Raw genomic sequence first — 10,291 nt, 5'->3', positions numbered from 1 at the left:
CGCTTTCATCTCCTCGTAATCGAATTCTTCTTGCTTTTCTTTCATTTTAAACTGTGACTAAGTTAACATTTTATAACTCTTGACACAGTTGATTTTACAGTCTCTGTATTTCTACAATAGGTGCTATTAGCCACTGGCATTCTAGTCATATCCCCAGTGTTATCAGGTGTTTTACCTTGTGGTATGTCAAAGATGCTTTAATACATTCCTTTAATTCCATTTCAGGGATGTTTTGGTCAAGCTGAAATACAATTGCCCGATTTCCTTCATATTGAAATTTATAGCCAAAAACCATTCGGAAAGTATCAACAAGCCGACTCGTACATTTGAAATACATTGCGTATTGGTCAGGTGATTTTTCTTTCCAATCCATTCGCAAGGTGCTTCCGTTTTTTGTTACAAAACTCGGCTCGCCCCACTTTAACGTTTCTTCCAGTTCATCAATACCTTCCTCTTCGGCTGTTTCTATTACCCAAGCTCTCAGGTATTGCATTTTTTCCTGAACGTTTTCGGGATAGTTGGCGAATATTTCATTTACTTTTGGGTTTGTTTTCAACTTTAACTTTCCCATAATTCTATTTTTTATGGTGATAAAAAAATCTACTTCAGCATCAGTGGGGCTTTTGAGATTTTAGCCCAATGATTTACAATCAGTCCTTTCATTAAATCTCCTTTCGTAGGTCAATAGCTTTTTTGATTCACTAGCCAGTAGCGGTTTTCATTCAGTTATTGTACAGTTCTAAAATTGTTGTCAGCAGTCCAATGGTTAAGCATAAGGGCGAAAAATACGTTGTATCGTTACGTCCAAATTTTGTTTGCTTTACTTTCTTGAAAAATCCAATATAGTTAAAATCTCCAACTGCTCTCAGGAAAAAAATACCTGCAATAACCCGAAGGCCATAATCCTTGAGCCAGCGTGGTATGTCGAAAGAAATAAGTCCTGAAATAGCCAACACTAAAAGTCCAATGCTCAAAAGTCCAACGGCAACAATTAAGGTTGGCAAAACGGTGGGAGTAAGAGCTTTTGTGCTGTCATCATTCTTTATGGGCAGGACAGCATCACCACCCCATTTTCCTCCCAATGCCCAATAGAAGTGAACCGAGGAAAGAAGTAGAAAGATTGCAAATAAAATGCTTGCGATTATGGCTGTCATATCAGTTCAGTTTGAAAATCATATCCATTCGCTTCTTGTTGACTGATGTTGGCATGTATTTCATAGCCTTGTTCCGCATCCATACGCCAAAACGGTTTTCCAAATGTGCCATTTTCCCGACTGTCCAGCTCATATTTACAATGCTATGGGCTTTCTTTCGTCTCAACCGCTCAAATTCCACAAATGAATTTTCCATTAAAAATCCGTCATCAATTAGTTTGCCCAAAACATAAGCGTCTTCAATGGCCTGACAAGCTCCTTGTCCCATGTTGGGTGTAGTGGCGTGTGCTGCATCTCCAATCAGGCATACATTTCCACGATGCCATTTGTAGATGGGCTTTAGGTCAACGATCTCATTTATAACAATTTGATCCTTAGCTGTTGAAGAGATAATAGCGGGAATATCCTCATGAAATTCATCAAATAGATTCACCAAATCGATTTCTTCGGAACTTACATTTTTCGAATCTACCAAAGCATACCAATACACTTTTTTGCCGTTGAGCTTTTCAAATCCAAAGCGTTTGCCTCTTCCCCAGGCTTCATTGAGCTCATTGTGATATTTTTCGGGCAAGTCAAACTCACATATCCCTCGCCAACAGGTTTGATTCGCATTTCGCAAAGTGTTTTCGGAAAATAACTGGCTTCTTACGACTGATCTTATTCCGTCCGCACCAATCACAATTTTGCTCGCAATAGTAGAATCATCTTCAAAGGTCAGTTTGAAAAGCTCCTCCTTTTCAATTTTCACCAATCGTTTTGACAGCCTTATATGCTCGTAGCCAACTTCTTCTGCAAGTATTTTTTGCAATTCACCCCTATGGATTGCAACGCTTGAAACTCCATATTTTTGTTCATATTCCGAAAGGTCAACTACGGAGAGTGGATTTAGTAGACTGTCGGTAATTTTTATTTCGGAAATTCTGTGCCCAGATTTCTCGATTTTGCCCTGTATACCCAGCTTTTGAAAGACCTGCATGGCGTTGTTCGCAATATTTATACCTGCTCCAACCGGTTTTATTTCTGCAGAACCTTCCAAGACCTCCACATCCAATCCTTTCTGTTTGAGTGTCAATGCGGTGGTTAGCCCACCTATTCCCGCTCCGATTATAGTTACCTTTGCTTTCATTTTCGCATTAAATTTATAACGCAAAACTACAGCGCACAACACAAAAAAGGCGTTCACTAAAGTTAATAAATGCAGATACGTTTTCTGATCCTGCTTAACGACTGAGGGGTAATCCCTAAATAACTTGCGATAAGTTTTTGTGAAATTTTCTGAAAGAGCAGCGGATTGTCTTTCAATAATTTCAGGTATCTGTTTTCGGGCGAATAATAGAGAAGATCCTCGACTCGTCTTTTTGAAGCCAGGTACACTTTTTCGGTCATTTTCTTGGAAAAAAGCAACCAATAGTCATTTTCATTGCAGAGTCTTTGCCAATCGTCATAACCGATAAAACAAACGGTAGAGTTCTCTAAGGCTTGTATATTAAGTTTTGATGGAGTGTCCAGCAAAAAACTTTCATAATCTGTAAAAACAATGTCTTCAATTTGTTGATTGAAATGAAACAGAAAACTCACTTCTTCTCCGTTCTCGTTTACATAGAAAGTGCGTAATGTCCCTTTTTGCACCAACCCTATAAACTTACACGTATCACCTTCCTTCAGAACGAAATCTTTTTTCTTTACATCTGTAAACCTAAGGAGCGAATAGAATTTATCAAATGCATTCACTTCAATCTCAAGTAGGCTTTGTAAAATGTTGTAATACGGTTTGCTCATAAAATTTCTGCTAACTAGTAGATACACGTCATTCTCTCTGTTTAATCGTATTACTGTACAACACGTTGCCGTTATCCAAAATGCGCAATGCGCGTCTTGGATAACATAGTGCAAATATAGGCGCCTGCATCAGCGTAAGTAGGGCCTGATGTAAAAGTCAACACTTTCTTATCAGATTCCAAATTGCCGTAAATGATGGTCAAAGTGCTTGTACGCAAAGATACCAATTTGTTCTTTGGTCATTTTGCCAAAAAAGTCGTGGATGAACCGGTCGTTCCCGAAGCGGTCGTATTCCGTGATCAGCCGCAACCACCGGGCTTTTTCCACCTCCATGTCGCCTGTTTCGGTCTTTTTGATGACATGTATGCCGGCCGGCACATGCTTACCCATCGGCCTGTCATCTTTGACATTGCTTTTCAAGGCCGCCTTTCCGAAGAGCTTGCCGAAGAAATCCTGTTTGTAAACGTGGTTGGCGTAGTTGCCTACTCCCAGCACCCACTCGCTCCAGTTGTTGCAATGTTTGGCCATTTGGTAAGCAGTCATCTTGCCCCAATTGCGATGGGAATTTTCGTTCAGTAGCCGGACCCTGTCCGCCAATTCCTTCTGTATCGACTTGTCAAATACCGTTTTCATGATCAAAGTTACTGATCGGTTGCAGTGAAAAGTAGTTTCCCGAATCATCCTTAAAAAAGGCTTCCATGCCGTAAAATTCCTCCGTCGGCGCCTTGATGAATTCAACTCCCTTGGCTTTCAGTTCTTCGTACGTGGCGAAGATGTCGGTGCAGGTCAAGACGCCGCAGCCGAATATCCCTTGCTTGATCAGGTCAATGAGTGTATCGGCGGTTTTCTGCGGGAACATTTTGCTTACCACCACCGGAAATAAGACAATCTGCAGATCGGGCTGCTCGGGCGGCGAAACGGTAAGCCAACGGGTGCCCGGCCCCATGGGGATATCATCCACTACCTGGAAACCCAGTTTGTTCACATAAAAGTCATACGCGCTATCCTGGTTGATAACGTGGATGTTTGTGACGGTCATTTTCGTGATCATAATGCTAAAATTAAGTGACGGTGCTAAGGTCCACATTGCTTGTTGAAATCACTTCTCCGAAATTGCTATTTTCAAACCATCCGTGTTGTTCCCCATAACACCTCGGTACGTAGGCCCGGGGATTTCGCATGATCCGTTGTTTTTTCTCGCGGCATCTTGCCGAAAATCCAGATGGGGGCAACCCCACCGACCTGGCAAATAAACCGCTGAAGGTGGCGATGCTTTCAAAACCCACCGCGAAGCAGGTTTCAGCAGTTGAAAAGCCCTGTCCGAGTAAGATTTTCGCGTGCGCAACTCGTACCTTTTGCAGATAGATGCGGGGCGTTTTACCGTAGATGGATTTGAACAGACGAATAAAGTGAAACTTCGAAAAATAGGCTTCGCCCGATATGGCATCCAGGTCAATCCGTTCAGCATAGTGATCATCAATGAAGCGCTTCGCCTGCACGATCCGCCTGTATAAATAGACTTTGGGATATTGTTCTAATTTCATGAGCGCGGAGAAAAGGATATTTACGTACAAAAGTAAGGGTTAGCGCCCGGTTTTAGCCGGGCGAACAAAGCCAACCTGGCGGGGAATTCTGGACAATTTGTGTCTCTATATATGTGTCTCTATATAAAAGCATCGTCACCATAATTGCAAGCGTCTACATCACCTTGTCCGGGCAGTAGGGGAGGCCGCTTAATTTTGTCGTTCAGCTCATCGAGGCACTGGAATACCAATTCGACATTTTTGTCGTGATTATCCAAAGTCCGTTTTTATTCTTTCGATTTCAAGGCGGATATCCATTTCGCTCATAATTGCGATACGGAGTTGTTCGAAGATCCGCATAATTCGGATGTTGACTGCTATAGCTTGCTGGCTATTAATTGCACTGGAGAGCATAGCGACGCCTTGTTTTGTACCCATTACAAGGGTTTCGCAGAATAACAATGCCAAGCCGTGGCTTTCTTGTGAAGCGAAATTTTTCTTTGTGCAAAGCCGGGATTATAAAAATACCGCTTTTCTATTTTGTTGTAGAATTTTCAATATATTTGATGGCTTTTCAAAAATCCGACTTTCAGACCAGGATTGTATAGCGGTCTGTAAGCTTATCAAACGTAAGTACCCCCATTTGCCCGTTGTTGCTTTAAGCTGTAACAGTAATATCAGCGAACAATACGATAAGCTCGGATTTGACGGGTATATAGAAAAGCCATTTGACCTTGACTTATTGTACAGACTGTTGCGGGAACATATATCTACCACCAAATAGCATGGGATATGCCTTATAAACATAACTGCTATTCTTACCAATGTGTTCGAATCTGCCTCTTCTGCTGACAAGAGGGCGAATACCTATTCCTGGAAGGAACTGGCGCTTTACCACCTTCTATGCCATCATATTTTCAAATAGACCATTTGATGTCGGCCTTAGTGTGTAATTTTGTTATGACTAACAGACACGCCGATGAAACATGTGATGAAGACAGACCAGTCGCCGACAACCATCATTATCCGGTTGATGGTCGGCGTAGTATTTCTGTCAGAAGGCGTACAGAAATTCCTGTTTGCCGAAGAACTCGGTGTTGGGCGGTTCGCCAAAATAGGCCTGCCCAGTCCGGAGTTTCTGGGGCCTTTTGTAGGGAGCTGTGAGATGATCTGTGGTGCATTGGTACTATTGGGTTTGCTTACCCGGCTTGCAGCCGTCCCGCTGATTTGCATCATGCTGGTGGCTATGGCGACGACCAAAGCTGATATCCTTGCCGGCGATGGGTTCTGGGCCATGATGCATGCAAGCCGTACCGACTGGGCGATGTTGTTGGGCAGCCTTTTCCTGCTTATCCGTGGTGGCGGGCGCTGGTCCATCGATCGTAAAATCAATAGCCGATGGAAATACTGATCCTGTCATTGGCTGCCTTCGTGGTAGCTATCCAGGTACTGGTAGCGGTGATACTGGTTGCCGTTTCCCTTGCGCTGGGAGCGGGATGGATTTAGCTGCTTACTGTAGATTCAGAACTCTTTTTTACCGAATTTGCTTGCAGGTAACTGCGTTCAAGCAATCGGGCAAAACGCTTTTCGATCATGCGCCAGCGCCCATTTCGCTAAACAATACTTGTACAGGCTTATTTTTTTATGGACAAATGCTCCGATCTGCGGATCAGGAATAATTCATATTTCAACGCAATGGATCATCCAACTTATGCCGTTATTGTTGGAAGCGGCAGTTATATCCCGACCAGAAGAATACGAAACGAAGATTTCCTTGAACATGCCTTTTATGACCAGGACGGTACCAGGCTGAAAAAAATAAATGCGGAGATCATCAGGCAATTTGGCCGGATTACCGGTATCCAGGAAGGCGGCACTTTGAATGCTGACTTTTATTGCCGGTCGACAAATTCCATCGCAATGGCGGTTTCATTATAACTGGTTCAAAGCCCACAGCTCCCGCTTGATTCGCCTTGGGGTATAACCGAAAAAGCAAACCCGGGAATCATCGCCGGGCTTGCTTATTGATTCATCAGTGGGTCTGTCCGTAATCGATGTACCGCTTGCCCTGCACGCTAGAACGGTGTATGGTGCTGGGTGCAATTTCAACGACCTCTTGCAGGACCTCGGGTGTCTGACTTTGATCTGTTGCAAAGACTTCCGAAAGTATCCGCCCATCCATGGCGGAGGGTACAGTGATGCCGTAGCTTGCCAGGATGGTGGGCGCAAGGTCTACAAAGGAAGATGGCAAGTTGCTTACGGTGCGCGGCTTGTATGAAGGGCCGGAAAAATACAACGGGGTTTTGATTTCAAAGGGACTGATGCCTCCATGGCCGGCAACGCCCGGGTTTTAAAGGGAGTGGCAGGACTGAATTTGACTCCTTCAGGTAGGTTATCACAAATTTTGATAAGCTCCTGCCATTCCCTGATGTTGAAAATTTGATTCATTACAGATTCGGTAGCTATCACTATCTCGTCGTTATCTGGTTCGGTTATTCTTTTAGATGAATTTTGAGGTGATATCGATAAGCGGCTGTGAATCCCGATAGGTTTGTTCGATCAATAACTGTTCATGCTGTCCGACATAATTCCCGAAATTACTGAATAGCGAGATGTCACTTCCTGCAAGGTGGTAAATCGATTGCCAATCGTCTCCTACACAAACCAATCTTGCACCCGATAAATTCCGGATTTCCATAATCAACTTAAACGGGGAAAAAGACTCAGGGATCAGCATGCTCCGTTACTCACATTCCCCAAAGGGGTCAGTTTACTCCGTTACGGAACCCGCAAGGGGGTCAACATGCTCCGCAACACCATCCGCCGAAAAATATCAGGGGGTCAGCATCCGCCGTTACGTACCCGCTGACGGATGGGCAGATCTTCCCGGCGATTTTTCATGGATTTTCCTCCCGTATAAAGTTAATGATTTAATCCCCGAATCTCTGTTTCTGAACGTTCGAGTTTTCAGGGGGGAGGTCACTCATCTTAACTGGACGTCAATCATCTCTTTTACTACGTCATTTCCGGGGAATGCGGTAAATTTATTAATGAGCACGCCTTCTGTATTGTATAACAGATATGACGGAATACTCTCGAACCCGAAATGATCCATCATGTACTCCCATTGAGCGTTTGTCAGGTAATAGTGTTCGCTACCTATTCCATTTATTTTTTCTTCCCACAGCTTTCGGGGCGAAGACTCGTTGGTAAGATACACAAATACAACATCCTTATCCCGAAAATAGCCCTTTGTAACTCTGAATTGTTTCATCGCTTCCAGGCAAGGAGCGCACCATGTTGCCCAAAGGTCAATAAACACCACCTGGTCCTTATATTTGGAAACAATAGTCTCTATGACCTTGTCTTCCGATACCAACGAAATGTCGTTTACAACCGTAGGTGATTTTACTTTGTCCAGTTCAATAACCTGTTCGTTTTTCCGAAACAGTATTTTTGCGATTTCTCCATCTTTCCAATAATGGGCTATATGCTCTTTTTGTTTTTCGCTTAGCGGCTTCACCTGCTCGATGAGCTGCCGACTATAGGCATTGGCTGCTAAAATATCATAATATGGACCGTCATCGAATCCGACCAAATCAGCTAAAATAGCTTTTACGCTTGCCAGCCAGGAGGGGATATCGCTTTCTCCGATCACCGGGAGTCCTAATACTTCATTTTGGAGAATGGCGTGCTGAAATTCAGGGAATGTGAACGTGTGGAGGTATTGCGGATCGTTGAGATTAAAGTCTTTCAAAAAACGGAAATACGATCGGTCAATCTTTTGAATTTCAGGCTGACCAACTCTATCCTGAGTTGCATTACGATAATTACGTTTCATCTCCGCTTCGTAATCGAAAACATGTCCCGTATATAGGAATAGACGATAATCTTTAGCGATAAGCCCTTTAAACTCCTCGGAGAATAATTCATCATTATCTACGAATTGTGCCAATCTTTCAGATACAGTACGTTTAGCAATATCCAGAAACTCATCTGTACTTTTATCATAGACCCGCGGATATACCCCATCTGGTTCATCTGGTCTATAATCAATCATTTCGTTTAACACCTCCATGCTCTGCTTCATATCATATTTTTTCATGGCAGGCGTAACCTCAACATTTTTGAAATCGCGGTTTGCATTATAGGCTACATCAATGTGAGTAGATTCATTATTTATCGATTTGATTATAAGCGTTTTGTGGGAGTTTATATTCGTATACAGCCCCAATAAAGAAGTTTCGGTTTCCATATTAAAGTCCAGTGAGAAGTTGCCCGATTGGTCAGCGAGAATATGATGTCTGACATTTTCTCCCGAAATTGGATGTTGAATAGTAATCGTTACGGTAATGTTATCCTTATTTTGACCATCGGGAGTGATGATTCTTCCTGTTATTTTGGAAGTACCGGCGACTATGGTTGTCGTGTCTGTATTCGTATCTGTTGCCCGGTTACATGACAAAAAGAACAAAAGACTACATGCGAAAAGAAGCTTTATTTTAATCATTGTTATCTCGATTTAAACCCCGGCAAAATTTAAAAAAATCTATAAATTAGGTCAAATCGCTCGTTGTCCGGCTTTATAAAAAGTCGCCCTTCGTCGTCAATGCCGATTTTAGTATAGTATCACTTGTCACTGGCCATAAATAATTTGATTAACGCGTTTCCCGAGCTTTCCTTCTAACGGATACCCATCCTGCAAGCGCTTCACCCGACTTTCGTATTCAACTGCCACTTGTGGGCATATTTGTCGCATTCCGTCAAATGTCCGGGCGAGTACTATCCGTAATAGTGCGTTGGCAGGGTGCGAGAGGCAGAGGTTCAAGATCCCATGTAACATTTCCCGCTCGCCGCTTATACCCCCACTTTGCAACGCTTTTGCCAATGCGAACCGAAAGTTGTTGCTATTGTCTTTATCCTTTATTATTTCTTGGTTGTCAGTAAGTAGTTTTTTTGAAATCTCTGCAATGTCAAGTCCGTCATTGTAAATGTCGAAAAACTCACCATATATGTCAGCGTAAGTGTCGTTAGATGATATTGCTGTTCCCCAAGCTCCATGTTTTCTGCTTCGTGTTTGCCATGTCCTAAGGTCGCATTTTGCGATCTTAGAATTTCAGTATACTCCTCACGGGTCAATTCGAACATGAAATGCTCCGGAAAGCGATGCATGTTTCGTCTTACTTGCTCTTTCAGCCGGCGGGTCTCTACTCCATAAAGCTCTGCCAAATCGTTGTCAAGCATCATTTTTTGTCCCGGATGAGATATATTGCTGATAACTATTTCGTCAGGTATCACTGTTTTCTTGATGGTTTCGTTCTGTGCTTTACCCATAAGCTTACATATCGTATTGTTGTTTGAGGTCGCAATTTGCGATCTAAGGCATTTCAAAAAACCAAAAATTCCGATTACTTCAGGCCCAGGTCACGTTGGTTTCGATAAAGGTAGAAAGTTTGTGCACAATATCCAAATCCTCGCGGCAAGCTTTCTCTGAACCTTGTAAATGACTCCCACAAGTTGAGTTGTTTATTTAGTGTTTCCAGTATTGTGCGGACATTGACCAAGAAATGCCCAGCATATCGATAGAACGTCGGGGAAAATCTTAGCGTACATTCGAGAGAATCCCGATATCACCATACCTGAGCTTTCGCTGTTACTGGAAAATACTGAGCGTTCTGTAGAGCGGAATATCAGCCAATTGCAAAAGGACAAGAAATTATCGCGTATCGGTCCGGCAAAGGGTGGCCATTGGGAGGTTATCGGCGACTAAATTATACATCTATCCGTAGCTGATTTTAGGGGAGATTACAGTCACACGGTTTGACCGAAACA

General features: G+C 43.0%; 15 protein-coding genes. 3 read left to right on the top strand and 12 right to left on the bottom strand.

Features of this window, described 5'->3' with window-relative positions; translation table 11 throughout:
* Window positions 1-145: 145 nt before the first annotated feature.
* The 8 genes from ACFOET_RS08195 to ACFOET_RS08160 all read right to left on the bottom strand — a co-directional run bounded on the left by ACFOET_RS08195 (window position 146) and on the right by ACFOET_RS08160 (window position 4,897).
* Window positions 146-571, bottom strand: a complete 426-nt coding sequence (locus tag ACFOET_RS08195; RefSeq protein WP_379021432.1) for a DUF1801 domain-containing protein — start codon at window positions 569-571, stop codon at window positions 146-148.
* 151 nt (window positions 572-722) lie between these two features.
* Complete coding sequence (locus ACFOET_RS08190; RefSeq protein WP_379021430.1) at window positions 723-1,154, bottom strand: DUF3995 domain-containing protein; 432 nt, start codon at window positions 1,152-1,154, stop codon at window positions 723-725.
* A 1-nt stretch (window position 1,155) separates the two neighbouring features.
* Window positions 1,156-2,283, bottom strand: coding sequence for an FAD-dependent monooxygenase (locus tag ACFOET_RS08185; protein WP_379021428.1), 1,128 nt, complete (start codon window positions 2,281-2,283; stop codon window positions 1,156-1,158).
* A gap of 62 nt (window positions 2,284-2,345) precedes the next feature.
* Window positions 2,346-2,936: a Crp/Fnr family transcriptional regulator gene (locus ACFOET_RS08180; RefSeq protein WP_379021426.1), complete on the bottom strand. Its 591-nt coding sequence runs from the start codon at window positions 2,934-2,936 to the stop codon at window positions 2,346-2,348.
* Between the two features lie 171 nt (window positions 2,937-3,107).
* The gene (locus tag ACFOET_RS08175; RefSeq protein ID WP_379021424.1) at window positions 3,108-3,569 is read right to left on the bottom strand and encodes a DUF1569 domain-containing protein; all 462 of its coding nucleotides are present in this window, start codon (window positions 3,567-3,569) and stop codon (window positions 3,108-3,110) included.
* On the bottom strand, window positions 3,553-3,987 hold the full coding sequence (locus tag ACFOET_RS08170; protein WP_379021422.1) for a VOC family protein: 435 nt from the start codon (window positions 3,985-3,987) through the stop codon (window positions 3,553-3,555). The genes ACFOET_RS08175 and ACFOET_RS08170 overlap by 17 nt, the downstream gene beginning before the upstream one ends.
* 10 nt (window positions 3,988-3,997) lie before the next feature.
* Window positions 3,998-4,480 (bottom strand): helix-turn-helix domain-containing protein, encoded by a 483-nt coding sequence (locus tag ACFOET_RS08165; RefSeq protein WP_379021420.1) that lies wholly within the window; start codon window positions 4,478-4,480, stop codon window positions 3,998-4,000.
* Window positions 4,481-4,729: 249 nt separating this feature from the next.
* Window positions 4,730-4,897 carry a hypothetical protein gene (locus ACFOET_RS08160; RefSeq protein ID WP_379021418.1) on the bottom strand — a complete coding sequence of 56 codons (168 nt, stop codon included), beginning with the start codon at window positions 4,895-4,897 and terminating at the stop codon, window positions 4,730-4,732.
* Window positions 4,898-5,438: 541 nt separating this feature from the next.
* On the opposite strand from ACFOET_RS08160, the gene ACFOET_RS08155 reads away from it, so the two are divergent.
* On the top strand, window positions 5,439-5,870 hold the full coding sequence (locus tag ACFOET_RS08155) for a DoxX family protein (RefSeq protein WP_379021416.1): 432 nt from the start codon (window positions 5,439-5,441) through the stop codon (window positions 5,868-5,870).
* 284 nt (window positions 5,871-6,154) lie between these two features.
* Complete coding sequence (locus tag ACFOET_RS08150; RefSeq protein WP_379021414.1) at window positions 6,155-6,397, top strand: hypothetical protein; 243 nt, start codon at window positions 6,155-6,157, stop codon at window positions 6,395-6,397.
* Between the two features lie 94 nt (window positions 6,398-6,491).
* Here ACFOET_RS08150 and ACFOET_RS08145 read toward each other — a convergent pair whose 3' ends face one another.
* The 4 genes from ACFOET_RS08145 to ACFOET_RS08130 all read right to left on the bottom strand — a co-directional run bounded on the left by ACFOET_RS08145 (window position 6,492) and on the right by ACFOET_RS08130 (window position 9,793).
* Window positions 6,492-6,710 carry a hypothetical protein gene (locus ACFOET_RS08145; RefSeq protein WP_379021412.1) on the bottom strand — a complete coding sequence of 73 codons (219 nt, stop codon included), beginning with the start codon at window positions 6,708-6,710 and terminating at the stop codon, window positions 6,492-6,494.
* Between the two features lie 249 nt (window positions 6,711-6,959).
* Window positions 6,960-7,157, bottom strand: coding sequence for a hypothetical protein (locus ACFOET_RS08140; RefSeq protein ID WP_379021410.1), 198 nt, complete (start codon window positions 7,155-7,157; stop codon window positions 6,960-6,962).
* 285 nt (window positions 7,158-7,442) lie between these two features.
* Window positions 7,443-8,969 carry a TlpA family protein disulfide reductase gene (locus tag ACFOET_RS08135; RefSeq protein WP_379021408.1) on the bottom strand — a complete coding sequence of 509 codons (1,527 nt, stop codon included), beginning with the start codon at window positions 8,967-8,969 and terminating at the stop codon, window positions 7,443-7,445.
* 416 nt (window positions 8,970-9,385) lie between these two features.
* Window positions 9,386-9,793: an ORF6N domain-containing protein gene (locus tag ACFOET_RS08130; protein ID WP_379021406.1), complete on the bottom strand. Its 408-nt coding sequence runs from the start codon at window positions 9,791-9,793 to the stop codon at window positions 9,386-9,388.
* A 244-nt stretch (window positions 9,794-10,037) separates the two neighbouring features.
* Here ACFOET_RS08130 and ACFOET_RS08125 point away from each other — a divergent pair, with 244 nt between their 5' ends.
* Complete coding sequence (locus tag ACFOET_RS08125; protein WP_379021438.1) at window positions 10,038-10,229, top strand: winged helix-turn-helix transcriptional regulator; 192 nt, start codon at window positions 10,038-10,040, stop codon at window positions 10,227-10,229.
* Window positions 10,230-10,291 lie beyond the last annotated feature (62 nt).

The sequence above is a fragment of the Parapedobacter deserti genome (assembly GCF_042646065.1).
In the GTDB taxonomy this organism is placed as follows: domain Bacteria; phylum Bacteroidota; class Bacteroidia; order Sphingobacteriales; family Sphingobacteriaceae; genus Parapedobacter; species Parapedobacter deserti.
This window is presented reverse-complemented; position numbering and strand designations above follow the sequence as displayed.

Bases quoted from the DNA above. Each gene is read 5' to 3' on its own strand.
- ACFOET_RS08160 (WP_379021418.1), bottom strand. From the start codon at position 4,897: ATGGGTACAAAACAAGGCGTCGCTATGCTCTCCAGTGCAATTAATAGC.
- ACFOET_RS08190 (WP_379021430.1), bottom strand. From the start codon at position 1,154: ATGACAGCCATAATCGCAAGCATTTTATTTGCAATCTTTCTACTTCTT.
- ACFOET_RS08140 (WP_379021410.1), bottom strand. From the start codon at position 7,157: ATGGAAATCCGGAATTTATCGGGTGCAAGATTGGTTTGTGTAGGAGAC.
- ACFOET_RS08135 (WP_379021408.1), bottom strand. From the start codon at position 8,969: ATGATTAAAATAAAGCTTCTTTTCGCATGTAGTCTTTTGTTCTTTTTG.
- ACFOET_RS08165 (WP_379021420.1), bottom strand. From the start codon at position 4,480: ATGAAATTAGAACAATATCCCAAAGTCTATTTATACAGGCGGATCGTG.
- ACFOET_RS08155 (WP_379021416.1), top strand. From the start codon at position 5,439: ATGAAACATGTGATGAAGACAGACCAGTCGCCGACAACCATCATTATC.
- ACFOET_RS08185 (WP_379021428.1), bottom strand. From the start codon at position 2,283: ATGAAAGCAAAGGTAACTATAATCGGAGCGGGAATAGGTGGGCTAACC.
- ACFOET_RS08180 (WP_379021426.1), bottom strand. From the start codon at position 2,936: ATGAGCAAACCGTATTACAACATTTTACAAAGCCTACTTGAGATTGAA.
- ACFOET_RS08130 (WP_379021406.1), bottom strand. From the start codon at position 9,793: ATGGGTAAAGCACAGAACGAAACCATCAAGAAAACAGTGATACCTGAC.
- ACFOET_RS08195 (WP_379021432.1), bottom strand. From the start codon at position 571: ATGGGAAAGTTAAAGTTGAAAACAAACCCAAAAGTAAATGAAATATTC.
- ACFOET_RS08175 (WP_379021424.1), bottom strand. From the start codon at position 3,569: ATGAAAACGGTATTTGACAAGTCGATACAGAAGGAATTGGCGGACAGG.
- ACFOET_RS08170 (WP_379021422.1), bottom strand. From the start codon at position 3,987: ATGATCACGAAAATGACCGTCACAAACATCCACGTTATCAACCAGGAT.
- ACFOET_RS08150 (WP_379021414.1), top strand. From the start codon at position 6,155: ATGGATCATCCAACTTATGCCGTTATTGTTGGAAGCGGCAGTTATATC.